The 18,037-nt window shown below is 74.8% G+C and carries 11 protein-coding genes; 7 read left to right on the top strand and 4 right to left on the bottom strand.

Annotation, left to right across the window (positions count from 1 at the left end):
- Nucleotides 1-107: 107 nt before the first annotated feature.
- On the top strand, nucleotides 108-1,136 hold the full coding sequence (locus KF840_10325) for a phosphotransferase family protein (protein MBX3025295.1): 1,029 nt from the start codon (nucleotides 108-110) through the stop codon (nucleotides 1,134-1,136).
- On the top strand, nucleotides 1,133-1,558 hold the full coding sequence (locus tag KF840_10320; protein ID MBX3025294.1) for a hypothetical protein: 426 nt from the start codon (nucleotides 1,133-1,135) through the stop codon (nucleotides 1,556-1,558). The genes KF840_10325 and KF840_10320 overlap by 4 nt, the downstream gene beginning before the upstream one ends.
- A 14-nt stretch (nucleotides 1,559-1,572) precedes the next feature.
- Here KF840_10320 and KF840_10315 read toward each other — a convergent pair whose 3' ends face one another.
- Nucleotides 1,573-2,655 (bottom strand): hypothetical protein, encoded by a 1,083-nt coding sequence (locus KF840_10315; protein ID MBX3025293.1) that lies wholly within the window; start codon nucleotides 2,653-2,655, stop codon nucleotides 1,573-1,575.
- Between the two features lie 309 nt (nucleotides 2,656-2,964).
- Here KF840_10315 and KF840_10310 point away from each other — a divergent pair, with 309 nt between their 5' ends.
- The 3 genes from KF840_10310 (at nucleotide 2,965) to KF840_10300 (ending at nucleotide 6,392) form a co-directional block, all read left to right on the top strand.
- Nucleotides 2,965-4,713, top strand: coding sequence for a hypothetical protein (locus KF840_10310; protein ID MBX3025292.1), 1,749 nt, complete (start codon nucleotides 2,965-2,967; stop codon nucleotides 4,711-4,713).
- A gap of 76 nt (nucleotides 4,714-4,789) precedes the next feature.
- Nucleotides 4,790-5,941: a lipid-transfer protein gene (locus KF840_10305; GenBank protein MBX3025291.1), complete on the top strand. Its 1,152-nt coding sequence runs from the start codon at nucleotides 4,790-4,792 to the stop codon at nucleotides 5,939-5,941.
- Between the two features lie 31 nt (nucleotides 5,942-5,972).
- Entirely contained in the window at nucleotides 5,973-6,392 is a 420-nt protein-coding gene (locus tag KF840_10300; GenBank protein MBX3025290.1) for an OB-fold domain-containing protein, read from the top strand.
- 350 nt (nucleotides 6,393-6,742) lie between these two features.
- Here KF840_10300 and KF840_10295 read toward each other — a convergent pair whose 3' ends face one another.
- A complete protein-coding gene (locus KF840_10295; GenBank protein MBX3025289.1) occupies nucleotides 6,743-7,951 on the bottom strand; it encodes an IS256 family transposase in 1,209 nt (402 codons plus the stop codon).
- A gap of 184 nt (nucleotides 7,952-8,135) precedes the next feature.
- Between KF840_10295 and KF840_10290 the strand changes: the two genes are divergently transcribed.
- Both KF840_10290 and KF840_10285 read left to right on the top strand, forming a co-directional pair.
- Nucleotides 8,136-9,692: an acyl--CoA ligase gene (locus KF840_10290; protein ID MBX3025288.1), complete on the top strand. Its 1,557-nt coding sequence runs from the start codon at nucleotides 8,136-8,138 to the stop codon at nucleotides 9,690-9,692.
- A gap of 229 nt (nucleotides 9,693-9,921) precedes the next feature.
- Nucleotides 9,922-11,268, top strand: a complete 1,347-nt coding sequence (locus KF840_10285; protein ID MBX3025287.1) for a GTPase — start codon at nucleotides 9,922-9,924, stop codon at nucleotides 11,266-11,268.
- Nucleotides 11,269-11,304: 36 nt separating this feature from the next.
- Here the strand turns inward: KF840_10285 and KF840_10280 are convergent, their stop codons facing one another.
- Nucleotides 11,305-14,748, bottom strand: coding sequence for a UvrD-helicase domain-containing protein (locus tag KF840_10280; protein ID MBX3025286.1), 3,444 nt, complete (start codon nucleotides 14,746-14,748; stop codon nucleotides 11,305-11,307).
- 40 nt (nucleotides 14,749-14,788) lie between these two features.
- Nucleotides 14,789-18,001: a PD-(D/E)XK nuclease family protein gene (locus KF840_10275; protein ID MBX3025285.1), complete on the bottom strand. Its 3,213-nt coding sequence runs from the start codon at nucleotides 17,999-18,001 to the stop codon at nucleotides 14,789-14,791.
- Between the last annotated feature and the right edge of the window lie 36 nt (nucleotides 18,002-18,037).

Here is an 18,037-nt window from a genome sequence, read left to right as displayed (position 1 = left end):
GCGCGCCGGCAGTCAATCCACCCGCGGCGGGCGGCCGATCCCGGCCGCGCGCCGCGTCTCCACGCCGGCTCTTTCTTTTGGCTGCCGACTCTGGTTGTGCCTCCGGCATGTCGCTCGAGCCCGCGCTCATCCGCTACTTCTCGGCCCGCCTGGACGACGCGCACGAGGTCGAGGTGACGCGCTGCTTCCGCATCCCAGGCGGCGCCTCGCGCGAGACGTGGTCGGTGGACGTGCGCTGGCTGGACAGCGTCGGCAAACGCCGGGCGCAGGGATTCATCGTCCGCCGCGATCCGGAGGCGAGCCTGGTCGAGGGCTCGGACCGGCGGGTCGAGTTCGACTTCTACCGCTCCTTCGCCGACTCGCCCGTCCCGGTGCCGCGGCCGCTGTTCCTCGAGACCGGGAGCGAATGGCTGGAACGGCCGTTCTTCGTCATGGAGCGGATCGACGGCTGCGAGTCGCAGTTCACGGCGCTGCTCGATCCCGGCTTCGCGCCGTACCGCGCCGGCCTGGCGCGCCGCATGTACGAGGTCCTGGGCGACATCGCCGCGACCCCGATCGCCGACCTGCCGGCGACCGAGAGCAGCGCCGTGCCGGCGCCGGCGGAGTGCTGGCGGCGGGAGCTCGACCACTGGTCGGGGATCATCGCCCGCAACGCCAGCGAGCCGCAGCCGATCGCCGAGGCGGGCATCCGCTGGCTGCGCCGCCATCCGCCGCCGCCGCCGCCGCGGGTGACGGTGGTGCACGGCGACTACCGCACCGGCAATTTCCTCTACCGCGGCAGCGAGATCCACGGCGTGCTCGACTGGGAGATGGCGCACTTCGGCGATCCGCTCGAGGACATCGCCTGGTCGTTCATGCCGGCGTGGCAGTGGGCGCGCGACGGCCGCGCCGGCGGCATCGCCGACGAGGCGGAGGCGCTGCGGGTCTGGGAGGCGCGCAGCGGCCTGCGCGTCGACCGCGACGCGCTGCGCTGGTGGCAGGTGTTCAGTTGCGTGAAGGCGCAGGGCATCTGGCTCACCGGGGCGCGCGAATTCGCCGACGGGCGGGCGCAGGACATCATGCTGGCGTTCACGTCGTACTGGCTGATCAACGCCCAGGATCGCTTCCTGCTGGCGGCGCTGGGGAGGTCGTCATGACGCCGACGGTGCCGATCGTCCTCAACGGGCTGGCGCGGACGATGCTGATGGAGCTGGCGCCGCAGGTGACGGGCGCCTACGCCGGACAGACGCTGCAGCTCGCCGGCGCGCTGGCGATGATGATCGCGCAGGAGTTCGACCGCGCCGCGGCGCGTCTGGTCGAGGAGAACGCGGCCATCGAGGCGATCCTCGCCGACAGCGGCGACGGCGAGCTGGCGGCGCTCGCGGCGGCGCGCCAGCCGTCGCTGCTGGTCAGCGACCTGCAGGCCCGCAACCGCGATCTGCGGGCGGCGCTGACCCGCCTGCACGCGCACGTCGAGACCCTGGATACGCCCGCGGCGCGCGCCCTCGAGGCGCGCATCTGGGCCGAGCTCGTCGCCTCCACCCGCCGCCGCCTGCTCGACATGGCCATGCCGAGCTGAGCGGCGGCCAGCGATCAGGGCGCCATGTCGAAGAGGTCGCGGAAGCCCGACGTCGCGTGCGGGCCGATGATGAGCTGCTCGAGCACGCCGATGCCCTGGCGCGCGCCGCAGGTGGCTTCGCACACCGCCTGGACGTGGAGATTGAGCGGCACCGCGGGATCGAGGTCGGCGAGGGCGAAGGACTCGCCGTCGGCGACGTCGTCGCCCACCCGCATGCCGTGGCCCCACGTCGGGTGCTGGTAGCCGAGGCCGACCATGGCGAAGTTGTAGAGCGGGCGCAGCGCGATCCGCAGCGGCTCGCCGCCGGCGCGGCCGAGGGTGACGGTGGCGCGGCGGGCGTGGCGGGTGCCGGGCTGGAAGTCGATCGCCCAGTCGACGCTGGTCGCCGCGACCGGCGCGCCGCCCACTGGCGCGATCGTGCCCGCCTCGTGCCAGCGGCTGCCGTCGGCGTCCTCGTTGACGTCGAAGTGGGTGCAGAGATCCTCGAAGTTGACCGGCGCCCACAGCCAGAAGAACTGCGTCGGGCCGACGGCATCGGGCTCGCGCTCGCCGACCGGGCGGATCCCCCACGAGCGATCGCGCGATCCCCAGGCGCGGTCGGGGGTCAGGGCGATGGTCTCCCCGGCGACCGTGACGTGGCCGCTGATCGCGACGTGCTGCGTCAGGCGCGTCGAGTCCATGAACACCATGCCCTGGTGGGCGCGGTGGAAGCGCGGCTCCTCGATGACCCCGGCGCGGGCGGTGAAGGTGAGATCGGCGCTCAGCTCCCACGGGTTGGGCTCGACGACCAGGCGCAGGCTGCGCAACGGCTCGACCACCTCGACCCGGATCGGTCCGACGCGGCTGTCCATGCGCTCGTCGCCCAGGCGGCGCGAGGCGCGGACGACGTACTGGCGGCCGCGGTGGACGACGTTGAACGCGGCGTCGGCGACGCCGCGGTTCGGGTACTGGCCCATCGCGCCGGCGAGGAACAGGGCGCCGTCGCGCGTGTAGCCGTTGAAGAAGTAGCGGTCGTAGAAGTTGCGCTGGCCGCCGCCGGCGACGGCGATGGGGTCGGCGGTCTGGTGGATCGGGTAGTCGTCGGCTCGGGTGATCATCGGCGCTCCTGTGGTCGGCGGGACGGCGCGGGACCTGGCGCCGGCCGGTCCGGCGTCCTCGCGGTCGCGGCGCCGCGACCGCGTCGGGTTGGGGCAGGGGGCAGGCGCACCGGAGTGTCATAGGCAGAGCGCCCGCCCAGCGTCCATGCGCGGGCGCCGGACGGGCGGAGGATTTCGCTCCGCGCCGTGCGCCGACCATTGCAATTCGCCGCGGGCGAATGCTCAACTTCGGAAACGCGTTCGGGGCTCGGTCGGCAGTCGATCGCAGCGGCCGACGCGGCGCGCATTCGAGGTTCGCGGGGGGACAGCATGGCGTACGGCAGAGCGGCACGATCGTGCCTGGGCTGGGTCGCGGTGGCGACCGTGGTGGCGTGCGCCGGCTGCGGCAGCGACGCCAACCTCGGCATCAGCAACACCCCGCAGTGCGGCGGCGGCTCGGGGACGCAGGTCCGCGGCGTCGTGCGCATGCCCAACGGCCGCCTGGCGGCCGGCCCGAGCAGCCTCGCCGAGCGCCTGGCGGCGCTGGCCGTGGCGCCGGTCGACGCCCTGTCCGGCGCGGTCAGCCCGGTGGGCCGCGGCGTCAGGGTCGAGCTCGCGCAACTGCGCCCGGAAGACCTCGCCAGCGGCCGCCAGCCGGGCGCGATCGCGCACGCCACCACCAACGGCAAGGGCGAGTTCTGCGTCGCCCTGGCGCGCGACACCAGCGTCGACGTCTGCCGCTACATGCTGCGCGTCGGCGACGCCGGCGCGGGCACGCTGACGCGCGCCTTCGTCCATTCGACGGACGGGCCGACGGACATCGACTACGCCAGCGAGGCCACCGTGCAGGTGATCCTGCAGGGCATCCCGCCGGGGGATCTGTGCGAATACTCGCCATCCGAGATCGGCGAGATCGACGACGCGGTGCGCGCCGTCCCCGGCAGCGTCGGCGGCGGCTCGGCCGCCGAGGTGAACGCGCTCGCCACCACCATGGCGGCGGCCGACGCCACCGTGCGCGCCCTGGTGCGCGCGGCCGGCAACCTGCCGCCGCCGACCGCCACCAACGTCCCCGGCAGCACCGCGACGCCGACCGCGCAGTCGACGGTGGCGCCGTCGCGCACCGCGACCCACGCCGGCCCGACCGACCCCCCGACCGCCCGGCCGACACGCACGCCGAACGGCCCGAGCGCGACGCCGACGACGACGCGCACCGCCGCTGCCACCCGCACGCCGACGGTCGGCGGCGCGACCGCGACCGCCACCCGCCCCGGCGCGACGGCCACCGCGACACGCGCCGCGGCGACGGCGACCGCCACCATCCCAGCCGCGACGCCGACCGCCACCATCCCGGCCGCGACGGCGACCGCCACCGTTCCAGCGGCGACGCCGACCTTCACCGCCACCCCGATGCCCGGCGTCGAGCTCGGCGAGCGGGTGTTCACGATCCGCGAGGACAGCATGTTCCCCGGCGACGATCCGCGCGTCGGCTTCTTCTCCAGCGCCCTGGCCGGCAAGTCGATCAGCGACCGGTTCTCGCCTGGACCGCTCGTCTTCGTCGCCGGCGCCCCGGACGCCAACGGCATCGCCAGCCTGCGGCTGAAACAGGATGCGTACTTCAAGATCAACGTGCCGGCCGGCGCGACCGTGCTCTGCCTGCGCCTGCTCGCCGCCGGCAGCACCGGCCGCATCGACTGCGACGGCGGCACCCCCTTCGGCGTGACCTTCACCGAGGCCTCCGGGGCGAGCGCTCCCGCCGGCACGCTCCAGACCGGACAGGGCGCGGACAGCGGGCCGGGGGCGGGCGAATTCCGCGTCATGCAGTCGATCGCCGAGCTGAACAACTTCAATGCCGCCTGCGACGCGACCGTGACCTTCCCGACGCCGTCGACGTCGGTCTACACCACGGCGACCTTCACGGTGATGAAGGGGACGCGGACGCTGGCGAAGACGGGCGAGAGCTTCGACTGCGCGACGTGGACCATGACGGACGGTCCCGGCATGTGGGTCAACGGCGTCGCCGCCTATGAAACGCGCGCCGGTGGCGATTCCGCCAGCGCCACGCGCCTCGCCGACCGCTGATCCGGCGCGGCGCGTCGCGCTCCGGCCGCGACGCGCCGCGCTTGCCTGTCCCCCGCCGCGGTGGCAAGCGGGCCGCATGACCGATCTGTTCAAAGACCGCACCGCGATCGTCGGCATCGGCCTGACGCCGTTCGCCAAGAAGCGCGATCGCTCCGAGCTCGACGCCGGCTGCGAGGCGATCAAGCTGGCGCTCGACGACGCCGGCCTGTCGCCGCGCGACGTCGACGGCATGGTGCGCTACGAGATCGAGAGCAACACGCAGGAGAAGTACGCCCGCGCCCTCGGCATCGAGAACCTGCGCTTCTACGGCTCGGTGGAGTACGGCGGCGGCGCCGGCTGCGGCACGCTGTTGCACGCCGCGACGGCGGTGGCCACCGGCATGGCCGACGTCGTCGTCTGTCTGCGCAGCCGCAACCGCGGCTCCGGCGGCCGGCCGTGGGCGAGGACCGGCAACTGGGTCGAGGGCGACTGGCAGTTCTCGTCGCCGTACGGCCTGGTGCGGCCGGTCGACCAGATCGGTATCATCGCCCGCCGCATGATGGTCGAGGCCGGCGTCCGCCGCGAGCACTTCGGCGCCGCCGCCATCGCCGTCCGCAAGCACGCCGAGCGCAATCCCATGGCGCTGATGCGCAAGCCGCTGACCATGGACGAGTACCTGGCGGCGCGCATGATCGCCGACCCGATGTGCCTGTTCGACTGCTGCCTCGAGTCCGACGGTTCGCTCGCCTGCGTCATCACCTCCGCCGAGCGCGCCCGCGATCTGCGCCAGCGCCCCGCCTACATCCACGCCGCGGCGCAGGGCATGGGTCCGAACGCCTCGATCATGACCAACTATTACAAGCGCGATTTCCTCTCGACCGCCAACGCCTACGTGGCGCGCGATCTCTGGCGCCGCTCCGACATCCAGGCGGCCGACCTGCGCTGCGCCCAGCTCTACGACGCCTTCACGCCGCTCATCCTCGTCTCCCTCGAGGAGTTCGGCTTCGTGAAGCCGGGCGAGGCGGGCGAGTTCGCGCTCGCCGGCAACCTCGAATGGCCGCGCGGCCGCCTGCCGACCAACACCTCCGGCGGCTCGCTCTCCGAGGCCTACGTGCACGGCTTCAATCTCATCTGCGAGGCCGTGCGGCAGTTGCGCGGCAGCGCGATCAACCAGGTGCCGGACTGCGAGGCGGTGCTGGTGACCAGCGGCGCCGGGGTGCCGAACGGCGCGGTGCTGTTGCGACGCTGAGCGCCGTCAGCCGCCAGCGCTGGGGACGACCATGACCGACTACGCGAAGCCGCTCCCGTATCCCGATGCCGACAGCGCGCCCTACTGGCAGTGGGCGAAGCAGCGCGAGCTGCGCATGCAGCGCTGCGCCGATTGCCACCAGGTCCGCTTCCCGCCGCGGCCGATGTGCCCGGCGTGCAACTCGCAGCGCGACGAGTGGGTGGCGATGTCCGGCACCGGCACCATCTACAGTTGGATCATCGTCCATCCGCCGGTCCTCCCCGCCTTCGCCGCCGAGGCGCCGTACGCGGTGGTGCTCGTCCAGCTCGACGACGATCCGGGCCTGCGCCTGGTGGGCGCCGTCTCCGACATCGCCAACGAGGATCTCGCCGCCGGCATCCCGGTGGAGGTCTGGTTCGACGACGTGACCGAGGAGATCACGCTGCCGAAGTGGCGCCGGAGACGCGCGTGAGCCGCCGATCGCCGCAGCGGGCTCCGCGCGTGCCCCGTGAGGCTGTTAGGCTGTCAGGCTGTTGGCTGTCAGGGCCTGAGAATTCCGCCCCGAACAGCTCTAACCCTGTTGTGACGAACACCTTTCACCACGGAGGCACGGAGACACGGAGGGCTCGGTGCCATAGCGAAGGCGCGGGGCCTCTTCTCACTCCATTTCTGATGAACTTTGGGATGAACGCTGAGCTTCGAGATCAGTACTCTCCGTGTCTCCGTGCCTCCGTGGTGAAAGTCTTTGGTGGTGTCGGTCAAGTGGTGGAAAAGAGTCGCGCCTCGCATCCGGCAGCGTAACCAGTAATGGACTCTATGCGGTCAGGCCGCGTTGCTCCGTTGGGTAACCGCCGGCATCTCCTGCCAGCCGACCATGCGCCGCAAGGTGATCTGCCCGCTGCGGATCAGGCCGAAGAGCAGCAGCAGGACGGCATCCTCGCTCGGCAGGCTCGCCTGGGTCTTGGTGCGGCGGCGGAACTCCTCGTTGATGCGCTCCAGCGCGTTGGTGGTGCGCAGCGCCTTCCACTGCGCCACGGGATAGCGCAGGAAGGTGAAGAGGCGATCCCCCGCCTCCTCGAAGCTGCTCCACGCCGCCTTGCAGCGCAGCTTCCACTTGCGGCTGAACGCCACGCGCGCCTTCTCCACGTCGGCCGCCGTCGCGGCGTAGATCATCCGGCGGTAGTCCTCCGCGAGCTCCTCGCGCAGGTGCGCCGGGGCCTTGGCGAGCAGGTTCCAGAGCTTGTGATTGGTGCAGCGCTGCACGTCGAGCTGCGGCCAGGTCGCCTGCAGGGCCGCCTCCAGGCCGGGGTTGCCGTCGATCACCGCCAACACCGGGCGTCCCAGCTGGCGCTTCTGCAGCGCCTCCAACACCTCCTGCCAGGCGGCCGTGCTCTCCTCGCCCGCCACGCGCAGATCGAGCAGCACCCGCCGCCCGTCCGCGCACGTCCCCAGCGTCACCAGCACCGGGACCCGTACCCGCTTCTTGCCGATGCGGACCCGCGGATACCAGCCGTCGAGAAACAGGTAGCGGATCTGCTCGGCCGCCAGGTCCCGCTGGCTCCACGTGGTGAAGTCTTCGCGCAACCGCCCGACCAGGCGCGAGATCGCGTCCTTGCCCAGCGGCGCGCCGCGCAGCAACGGCGCCAGCGCCCCGCGCAGCCGCCGCGTGTTGGTGCCGCTCAGGTAGATCCCCAACAGCCCCTCGTCGACCCGCGCCGTGCGCCGCGCGTAGCGCTCGAACATCGCGCTGCGCCACTCGCGCTCCTCGCCGGCGGCGTCGTGCAGCCGGGCACGCGGCAGCGCGAACGTCGTCGGTCCCAAGCTGGTGCTCAACGTCCGCGGCCGCCGGCCGTGGCGATAGCCCACTCGCTCGCCGCCCACTCGCGCCGATTTCGCCGCGCCCAGCGCCGCTTCCAGCTCCTCCTCGACCAACACCTCGATCGTCTCCCGAATCCGCTCCCGCATCACCTGCTCGATCGAATCGCGGCCGAACGCTTCTCCCGGTCTCGTCCCCTTGCTATCGCTTCCCATGGCGTCATCCTCCGGCACCCGCTCTGGCCAGCGGGCGCGAGCTGTGGGTTACAACTCGCCGGATGATGACGCCTTTTCGCTTTTCCACCAATCAGCCGACACTACCAAGTCTTTTGTCGCATCAGGGCTAACAGCTAACAGCCTCACAACCCATCGACACTCACCGCTCACGTCGTTCTTCCCAATGTTCGCCCCCACTCTCGCCGCCGAGCTGCGGCGCACCGCCCAGCGGCATCCCGGCGTCGCCGCCGTCCACTTCCACGGCCGCGACCACACCTATGCCGAGTGGGACGCGGCGGCGGATCGCTTCGCCCGCGGTCTGCTGGCCGCCGGCGTGCGGCGCGGCGATCGCGTCGTGCTGCTGCTGCCGCCGACCCCCGATTATCTCTTCTGCTACCTCGGCGCGGCGCGCATCGGCGCCATCACCGCCGGCATCAGCACCCGCTACCGGCGGCAGGAGATCGGCGAGATTCTCGCCAACGCCGATCCGCGCCTGGTGCTCACCGTCGAGCAGGGCGAGGGCGTCGACTTCCCGGCCGTGATCGAATCGGTGCGCGGCGGCGCGCCCAGCCTCGAGCGCGTCGTGCGCTTCGCCAGCGCCGGCGACGATGGCCTGGCGGCGCTGCTCGCCGCCGGCGAGGGGCGCGACCTGGAGGCCGCCGAGGCGGCGGTGCGCGGCGACGATCCCATCGCCATCGTCTACACCAGCGGCACCACCGGCACGCCGAAGGGCGCGGTCTACGACTCGGCGGCGATGATCGCGTTGACGACGCTCTTCTCCACCCGCCTGCCGGCGCCGCCCCCTCCGGGCGAGCCGAACCTGTGGCCGGGCATGTCGCTCACCCACGTCGGCTTCATGGTGCGCGTCCACATCCAGCTCGCGTTCGCCTCGACCCTGGTGCTGCACGAGCGCTTCGACGCCCGCTGGTGCCTCGACCAGTTGCAGCGCCTGCGCCCGGCGCGTCTGGGCGGCTTTCCGCCGGTCCTGGTGATGCTCATGCGCGCCCCGGAGCGCGCCGGCCGCGACTGGTCGTTCATCAAGCAGGTGACCTTCGGCGGCGCGCCGCTGGCGCCCCATCTGGTGGACGAGATCCGCGCCACGCTCGGCGTCGAGGTCTACACCGGCTACTCGTGCACCGAGACCGCGATCATCAGCGCCACCCTGCCCAGCGATCCGCCGGAGCGGCGTGCCGGGACCGTCGGCCGGCCGACGCAGGGCATCGAGCTGCGGATCGTCGACGGCGAGCGCCGGCCGCTGCCCGCCAACCAGCCGGGCCGCATCGCCGTGAAGTCGCCGGCGAGCATGCGCGGCTACTGGCGGCGTCCCGAGGAGACGGCGCGCGCCCTCGATGACCGGGGCTGGCTCTACACCGAGGACATGGGCTTCCTCGACGAGCACGGCTACCTGCACCTGATCGGCCGCGAGAAGGAGATGTACTTCCGCGCCGCCTTCAACGTGTATCCGGGCGAGGTCGAGGACGTGCTGCAGCAGCACCCGAAGGTGGCGCAGGCGGCGGTCGTCGGCGTGCCCGACGACGTCCTGGGACAGAAGGGCTGGGCCTTCGTCGTCGCCACCGATCCGGCGGCGCCGCCGTCGCTCGAGGAGCTGCGCGACTGGGTCGGGCGCGAGCTCGCCAGCTACAAGCGCCCCGACGGGCTGACCATCGTCGACGCGCTGCCCACCAACGCGATGTACAAGGTCGACAAGCGCGCCCTGCGGGCGGCCTGGGAACACCGATGAACACGGATGGGCACCGATGAACACGGAGCCTCGCCCCGGCCGCTCGGGTGAGGGCGCGTGACCGTCGGGGGCCGAAGGAGGAGGCGAGGGGAGTGAGCGACCTGGGAACACCGATGAACACGGATGGGCACCGATGGACACGGATGGGCGCCGATGAACACGGAGCCTCGGCCCGGCCGCTCGGGTGAGGGCGCGTGAGCGTCGGGGGCCGAGCGAGGAGGCGAGGGGGGTGGGCGAACCGCGGCGCGTCCTGATCCTCGGCGCGGCCGGGCGCGACTTCCACAACTTCCTGGTGGCGTTGCGCGACGATCCGGCGGTCGAGGTGGTCGGCTTCACCGCGGCGCAGATCCCCGGCATCGCCGGCCGCCGGCTGCCGGCGGCGCTGACGGGCCGGCGCTATCCGCAGGGGATCGCGATCGAGGACGAGGCGGAGCTGGAAACGCTGTGCCGGACGCGGCGGGTCGATCAGGTGGTCTTCGCCTACAGCGACGTCACCCACGCGCACGTCATGCACCTCGCGTCGCGGGCGCTCGCCGTCGGCGCCGACTTCCTCCTCCTCGGCCCCGCCCGCACCATGGTGGAAGCGCCGCGCCCGGTGATCGCCGTCTCGGCCGTGCGCACCGGCTGCGGCAAGTCGCAGGTGGCGCGCTGGCTGGGCCGGCGGCTGCGCGCCGCCGGCCGGCGCGTCGCCGTGCTGCGCCACCCCATGCCGTACGGCGACCTGGCGCGCCAGGCGCTGCAGCGCTTCGCCAGCCGGGCCGATCTCGACGCGGCGGCGTGCACGGTGGAGGAGCGCGAGGAATACGAGCCGCACCTCGCCGCCGGCAACGTGGTCTACGCCGGCATCGACACCCGCGCCATCGTCGCCCGCGCCGCCGCCGAGGCGGAGGTGCTGATCTGGGACGGCGGCAACAACGACTTCCCGTTCCTGCGCCCCGACCTGCACCTGGTGCTGGTCGACGCCCTGCGCCCGGGGCAGGCCGCCGCCTACCATCCCGGAGAGGCGGTGCTGCGCATGGCGGACGTGGTGGTGATCACCAAGGTCGACGCCGCCCTTCCCGCCGACGTCGCGCGCGCCGAGGCCGAGGCGCGCGCCGTCAACGCCGCGGCGCCGATCGTCCGCGCCGCCTCGCCGGTGCGCCTCGACGCCCCGGAGCTGGTGCGCGGGCGGCGCGTGCTGGTGGTCGAGGACGGGCCGACGCTGACCCACGGCGGCATGGCCTACGGCGCCGGCTTCGTCGCCGCCACCGCCGCCGGCGCGGCGGCGATCGTCGATCCGCGGCCGACGGCGGCGCCGGCGCTGCGCGAGGTGTTCGCGCGCTACCCCCACATCGGCCGCGTGCTGCCGGCGGTCGGCTACGGCGCGGCGCAGCTCGACGCCCTGCGCGCCAGCATCCGCGCCGCCGCCTGCGACCTCGTCGTCGCGGCGACGCCGATCGACCTCGCGGCGTTGCTGGCGCTCGATCGCCCGCCGGTCGTGCGGGCGCGCTACGAGCTGGGCGATGCCGGCTCGCCGACCCTCGGCGCCGTGATCGACGCCTGGACGGCGGCGCACCTGCCGGCGCCGACCGGGTGAGCGCCGGCGAACGGCGGCGCGCGCCGGCGTCGCGTCTCAGACGCGCAGCAGGACGGCGCGCGCCGGCGCGCCGGTGGCGATGGCGAGCGCGCGGGCGTAGAGGCCGACCTGGCGACGGTAGAGGTCGACGTGGGCGGCGAGCTCCTGGTCGGTCTTGTAGTCGACGACCGTCCAGCCGTCGTCGTCGCGAAAGGCCAGGTCGACGACGCCCTCGACCAGCGTGCCGTCGTCGTCGACCAGGCTGAGCGGCGTCTCGCGCCGCAGCACCGGCGCCACCGCCGCCGCGCGCAGCAGCGGATGGGCGAGCGCGGCGATCGCCGCCGCCACCGCGGCCGCCTGCTCCTCGGCGGGGGCGGCGAGGATGCGCGCCTGCACCGCGGCGACGGGTTCGATCGCGTCGGCGGTCGCGTCGAGCGGCGCCAGGGCGAGCACGGCGTGCACCAGGGCGCCGAACCGCGGCCCCGACGGGCGGCCGGCGGCGCGCGGCACGTCGGCGATCTCGACCGCCGGTGGCGGGCTCGCCAGCGTCTCGGCGGCGCGCGCCGTGGCGGTGCGCACCACGCAGGAGGGCGCGGCGCCGCGCGCCGTCGCCTCGTCGCGCGCCGCCTGCCAGGCGGCGAAGCGCTGCCGGCCGGCGGCCCTGACCTCCGCCGGCGCGTCCTTGTCCAGCAATTTCCCCTGACGGATGCCGAAGCGGGCGGCGACCTGCAGGGTGAGGATGGCGGGGTCCCACCAGGCGACGTCGTAGCCCTCGCGCCGGTGCCGGCCCGGCCGCACCGGGTCGGGTTCGGGGTCGAGCTCGGGCGGTCGTTCGAGGACCGTGTCGTTCCCGAACGCCGGACAGCCGGGAGCCGGCTCGGCGGCGCGGCGGTCGTCGGGGTAGAGCGCGTCGTTCAGGACGCTCACCCAGCCGGCCTCGAAGGGCGCGTCGCCGACGGCCGGGACCACCAGCAGGTCGCGCGCCCGCGTCGCCGCGACGTAGGCGACGCGCATCGCCTCCGCCGCGTCGCGCGCCGACTCCATCGCGTCGTGCCGGAGGAGCTCGGCCGGCGTCCAGCCGCCGAGGCTCAGCACGCACAGGTCGCGCGCCGGGTCGGTGTGGCGATCGGCCCGTCCGCTCAGCTTGCAGGTGATGTCGGCCAGCAGGACGACCGGGAACTCGAGCCCTTTGGCGCGATGCACGGTCATCAGGCGGACGCCGTCGCTGCCCTCCTCGAGGATCGGCGCTTCCGCCGTCTGCGCGCGATCCGCCTCCTCCCGCAGGCGCTCGACGAAGCCGCGGAAGGAGATTCCGCCATCGATCTCGTAGGTGCGCGCCAGCTCGGCGATGTGCAGGACGTTGGCGAGCGCCTGCTCGCCGGACGGGCGCAGGACGAATCCGGCGTGCGCGCGCGTCGCGTCGAGCAGGCGGGCGATGGTGTCGGCGACCGGCCGCCGGTTGCGGCCGCGGTGCAGCTCGCCGAGCAGCGTCAGCGCCTCGGCGATCGGCGCCATCTCGCCCGCCAGGTCGGCGGGGACGCGAAACGGGTGCAGCGTGTGCTGTCCCTGCCGGTAGAGGAACAGCGCTTCATCGCTGATCGCGAACAGCGAACCGCGCAGCGCCGCGTAGACCGCGAGCTCGTCGTCCGGCCACTCGATCGCCGCCAGCGCGGTGCGCAGCGTCTCCACCTCTTCCCGGTCGTGGAACGACTTGCCTCCCACCAGGAGGTGCGGGATGGCGCGCGCCTCGAGGGCGCGGACGTAGCCGCGCGTCACGTCGCCGGCCCAGAAGGTGTGGAAGCGGCGGAAGAGCAGACAGACGTGGCGCGGGGCGATCGGGACGCGGGTCGTGCCGCTCTGCCGCTCGGTCACCGTCCACCCGCTGGCGGTGAACAGCCATTCGAGAAACGCCGCGGTGGCATCGGGAAGCGATCGTTCGATCGCGTTCTTGGCGATGGCGGGCGTGCGGCCGCGGCCGTACGGGCGCGGCACGGGGAGCGCGACCAGGCTCGGCTGCGCCGGGTGTTCATCGCGCGCCGGGCGCAGCGGCACGTAGTCCGCCTGCAGCGCGGCCGCGTCCGCCCGCAGGCGCGGCGCGAAGGCGGCGTTGACGAAGGTCTGCAGCGACGGCACGGCGCGGAAGCTGGTGGTCAGCGCGACGCAGCGCGCGCCGGCGGCGAGCAACCGCTCCTTGACCGCCAGGTAGATGCCGACGTCGGCGCCGCGAAAGCGGTAGATCGACTGCTTCGGATCGCCGACCAGGAAGAGCTTGCCCGGCACCGGCCGCGCCCGGCGCCAGTCGTCCACCGTCGGGTCGTCGGCGGCGAGCAGCAGCAGGATCTCGGCCTGCAGGGGATCGGTGTCCTGGAACTCGTCGACGAACAGGTGCGTGCAGCGGCGTTGGAAGTCGGCGCGCACCGCCGGCGCGTCGCGCAGCAGGGCGCGGGCGCGCAGCAGGAGGTCGAGGAAGTCGAGCGCGCCGGCGCGCGCCTTCGCCTGCTCGTAGCGCGCCACGGCGCCGCGCAGCTCGCCGCGGATGGCGGCGGCGAGATCGGCGTCGGCATCGCGCTGGAACGCCTCCAGCGCCGCCAGCAGCTCGCCGTGCGCGTCGCGCACGGCGGCGCGCGTGATGCCCTTGGCGTAGAAGTCGCCGTGGCCGCGGCGCGGGCGGCGGAAGTCGCGGTAGGCGGAGTCGGTGGCGAGGTCCACCAGCGCCGCCTCGAGGCCGTCGGCGTCGCGCGGCCGCACCGCCTCGGCGCGCGCCGCGGCGTCGCGCAGGCGGCGCGCCGGGGCGGTGTCGCGGAACAGCGGATCGCTGCGCGGGCTGGCGCAGCGCTCGCTGAGGTCGGCGAACGCCACGAGCTGCGCGAAGGCGGCGTCGACGGCGGCGGCGTGGGAAAAATCGGGGCGTTGCCAGTCGGCGTCGAAGTGGCGCCAGGCGATCAACTGCCAGGCGGCGCGCGACAGCCGTTCGCTGGCGCCGCCCGCGCCGGCGGCGCGCCGGCGCAGCGAGCGGCGCAGGCCCTCCGGCGGCGCGTGCATCTGCTCCTGCAGCCAGGGCGCGAAAATGGCGCGGAACAGGCGCTCGGCGTCGCCCTCGGGGAGGACGGTGAAGAGCGGATCGACGCCGGCTTCGATCGGCCGCTCGCGCAGCAGGTCGGCGCAGAGACCGTGGATGGTGCCGACGCGCGCTTCCTCGAGACGCGCCAGCGCCTGTTCCAGGTGGCGGCGCTCGCGGCTGCCGGCGGGCGCCGCGTGGCGCGCCGTTTCGAGCCCGGCGCGCAGCCGCAGCTTGAGCTCGCCGGCGGCCTTCTCGGTGAACGTCACCGCCACCAGGCCGTCGATGGCGCCGCGGCCGGCGGCGAGCACGGCGACGATGCGCCGCACCAGCTCCGTCGTCTTGCCGGTTCCGGCGGCGGCCTCGACGATCAGCGTCGCGTCGAGGTCGCGGGCGATCGCCGCGCGCGCCTCGGCGTCGGCGAGCGGCGGCGCGCCGGTCATCGGCGCCACCCGCTGTCGCTGCGCGGCCACGTGTCGGCGCTCACGGGCGTCCTCGCAGGCTGGCGAGCTCCGGCAGCGGATCCTTGCGGCCGACCCGCTCCTCCTCGTACGGGCCGCAGACCGGGCGGAAGTCGCAGCGGGCGCAGGCGCCGGCGCGCGGCGCGGGGTGGAAGCGGCCGGCGGCGACGGCGCGGTCGATCAGCGCCAGGACGTCGAGCCCGGCGGTGCGGCTGCGCGGATCGAACGGCACGACGCGCTCGCTGAAGCCGCCGCGGCTGGTGCAGTACGACAGGCGGGCGTCGCGCACCGGCACGCCGAGCGCGGCCTCGACGGCGAGGGCGTAGAGGACCGGCTGCAGCACCTCGCCGCCGCCGACGATCAGCACCGGCTTGCCCGGGTCGGCGCCGGTCTTGTGGTCGATGACGCGGACGCTGCCGTCGCGGTGGCGCTCGATGAGGTCGACCGAGCCGCGGAGCTGCCAGCCGTCGCCGACCCGCGCCGGGGCGCGGCTGCTGGCCGGATCGCGTCCGGGATCCGGGGGCAGGCCGAAGCCGTACTCGACGTGCAGCGGCTGCCAGGCGTCGCCGCGCTCGGCGAGCTGGCGCAGCCAGGTGATCAGATCGGCGCGCAGGGCGGCGATCTCGTCGCTCCAGATGCGCGGGATCGGCGGCGCCAGGCGTTCCTCCTCCTCGGCGGCGACGCGCGCCAGGGTGTCGGCGAGCTGCCGCTCGGCGGCGGCGACGGTGGCGCCGCCGAGCGCGATGCCGGCGGCGGCGAGGGCGCGCAGCGTCTCGGCCTGGACGCGGTGGATGAGGCGGCCGCGGGTGAGCGGATCGAGCTGCTCCAGCGGCGCCGCGTCGAGGCGGGGCGCGAGGCGTTGCACGGCGGCGAGGAAGAAGCGGTACGGGCAGGCGGCATAGTGCTGCAGCGCCGACGGCGAGTACGGCCGCGCCGCCAGCCGGTGCGCCGCCAGGGCGTCGCGCGCCGCGGCGCCGGGCGCCGTCAGGCCGTCGAGCGGCGACCAGGCGTGCTGCTCCCAGCGGGCCCAGCGGCTGCGCAGCGAGCGCCCGAGGTGCGGGTTGAGGTCGAGCAGATACTGCACCGCGCCCTTCGGCCGCGTCGCGCCGGGGGTGCGCAGCAGCTCGGCGATGGTCGCGAGGTCGTGCTCGGCGGCGTCGATCGCGTCCGCCGGCCGCGCCGGCGCCGGCCAGGCCAGGCGCGCGCCGCCGGCGGCGGCCGCGTCGCGCTCGTAGGCCTCGACGTCGGGGAGGACGCCGCGCGTCGCGCGGGCGACGTCGAGACCGTAGAACGAGATGACGCGCGGCCGGCCCTGGATGACGTCGGCGCGCGGATAGGAGAGGACGACGCGCCGGGTGGCGGCGCCGACCGCCAGGCGCAGGCGCAGGCGTTCGCGACCGAGGCGATCCTCCTGGGTTCGCAGGTCGGGCGAGAGGGCGCGGCGCGCGGCGTCGAGCAGCAGCGGGTCCTCGCGCGGCCGCTGCGGGAAGAGACGCTCGGCGACGCCGGGGAGGAAGACGACGTCGGCGGCGCGGCCGCGCGCGTCGTCCAGCGTGGTGACCAGCAGGCGGCCGTAGCGGTCGGCGGGGGGATCGTCGCTGAGGCTGGTCAGGCGCGCCGCCAGGACGTCGCGCACCTCGTCGAGGCCGACCGGGCCGACGGCGGCCATCGGCGCCAGCTCGGCGAACACGGCGCGCACGCCGGTCGGCGCGCGCAGGGCGCGCAGCGCCAGGGCGTCGAGGGCGCGCAGCCAGTCCGCCCAGGGGGCGCGAGTGGGCAGCGCGGCGAGCTGTTCGATCAGCGGCAGCGCGAAGCGGCGCAGCTCGTCGAGCTGCGCGCGGGCGCGTTCGAGGCCGGCGATCCCCGGGGCGTCGGGCTCCTCGGCCTGGAGCGCGGCCTGGCGCAGCGCCAGCTCGGCGTCGAGGCCGGCGAGGCGGCGCGCCCAGCGATCGGCGCCGCCGATCACCGCCGCCTCGACCAGCAGCGCCTTCCACTTCCACGGCGACGCCAGCACGGCGCCCTCCGGCGCGCCGTCCTCGCCGGCCGCCGCCTCGGCTGGCGTCGGGCCGACCGCGAGCGCCTCGTCCCGTGGCGGCACCCACGCCGCGGCGGGGGCGTCGCGCGGCACCTGGCCGAGCGAGAGGTATTCGGCGAAGCGCCGGGCCGAGAGCCGCTCGCCGGCGCAGGCGAGGAGGGCGAGGAAGGCGCGACCGGCGGGGTTGGGGCGGCGCGTGCCGCGGGCGAACCACGCCGGCACGCCGGCGCGGCGCAGCGCCGTCTCGAGCAGCGCCGCGTAGGTCTCGGGGGCGCGCAGGAACACGGCCATCTGGTCGAACGGCGTGCCGGCCCGCGCCTCGGCGAGCACCCGGCGGGCGATCTCGACCGCCTCGCGGCCCTCGCCGGGAGCGGAGAAGAGCTGCAGCGAATCGTCCGGCTCGGCGGGGGGCGGCTCGCTGTCGGCGAACAGGTAGCGCTGCAGGCGGGCGAGGCTGGTGGCGGGCGCCGGCTCGTCGGCCGCGGCCGCCGCGCGCCAGGGCGAGTCGTCGCCCGCCGGGAGGGTGATCAGCGCCCGCGGCGCGGCGGCCACCAGGCGCTCCGCGAAGGCGCGCTCGGCGCGGCTGTCGAACGGCACGTCGAGCAGCAGCAGCGGCAGGCCGATCAGCGGATCGGCGGGCGCGCCGCCGACGGCGGCGCCGGCGGCGGCGAGGAGCGCCGCGCGATCGGCGAGCCCGGCGGTCGCGAGCTGCGCCTGGTAGGCGGCGAGGACGGCGGCGAGCTGGTCGACGGGCGCCGGCGCGGCGGCCAGCGCGGCGGCGTCGAGGCCGGCGGCGCGCAGTTCGCCGATCGTGTCGGCGAGGGTGCGGGTGAACCCGGGCGTCTCGGCGACGGGCGCGAAGTAGGGCAGGCGGCCGGCGGCGAGCGCGTCGAAGGCGGCCCGCGCCGTCACCGCGTGCGCCGCCAGCGCCGTGCAGGGGGCGCGGCCGGCGGCGCTGGTCGCCGGCGCCGCCAGGCGGGCGGCCAGTTGCGTCAGGGTGAAGCGGTGCAGGCCGACGGCGGCCCGGCGGCGGCGCGCGACGCGCCGCGCCAGCTCGTCGGCCGCGTCGCGCGAGGCGCCGACGATCACCACCTCGCCATCGGCGGCGACGCGGTCGAGGAACGCCTCGGCGGCGGCGAGGCGGGCGCCGGCGGCGCCGGACTCGACCACCTCGACGGGGCGACGCCGCGGCGAGACCATGCGGCGGCGAGCTTACGAAGCGCCAGCCGTCGGCCA

This window comes from bacterium (assembly GCA_019637795.1).
Taxonomy (GTDB): domain Bacteria; phylum Desulfobacterota; class Binatia; order HRBIN30; family CADEER01; genus JAHBUY01.
Note: the sequence above shows the minus strand (reverse complement) of the source record. Positions and strands in the feature narration are given on the sequence as shown.

Coding starts and splice junctions, on each gene's coding strand:
- KF840_10325 (MBX3025295.1), top strand. CDS start 108: ATGTCGCTCGAGCCCGCGCTCATCCGCTACTTCTCGGCCCGCCTGGAC.
- KF840_10320 (MBX3025294.1), top strand. CDS start 1,133: ATGACGCCGACGGTGCCGATCGTCCTCAACGGGCTGGCGCGGACGATG.
- KF840_10315 (MBX3025293.1), bottom strand. CDS start 2,655: ATGATCACCCGAGCCGACGACTACCCGATCCACCAGACCGCCGACCCC.
- KF840_10310 (MBX3025292.1), top strand. CDS start 2,965: ATGGCGTACGGCAGAGCGGCACGATCGTGCCTGGGCTGGGTCGCGGTG.
- KF840_10305 (MBX3025291.1), top strand. CDS start 4,790: ATGACCGATCTGTTCAAAGACCGCACCGCGATCGTCGGCATCGGCCTG.
- KF840_10300 (MBX3025290.1), top strand. CDS start 5,973: ATGACCGACTACGCGAAGCCGCTCCCGTATCCCGATGCCGACAGCGCG.
- KF840_10295 (MBX3025289.1), bottom strand. CDS start 7,951: ATGGGAAGCGATAGCAAGGGGACGAGACCGGGAGAAGCGTTCGGCCGC.
- KF840_10290 (MBX3025288.1), top strand. CDS start 8,136: ATGTTCGCCCCCACTCTCGCCGCCGAGCTGCGGCGCACCGCCCAGCGG.
- KF840_10280 (MBX3025286.1), bottom strand. CDS start 14,748: ATGACCGGCGCGCCGCCGCTCGCCGACGCCGAGGCGCGCGCGGCGATC.
- KF840_10275 (MBX3025285.1), bottom strand. CDS start 18,001: ATGGTCTCGCCGCGGCGTCGCCCCGTCGAGGTGGTCGAGTCCGGCGCC.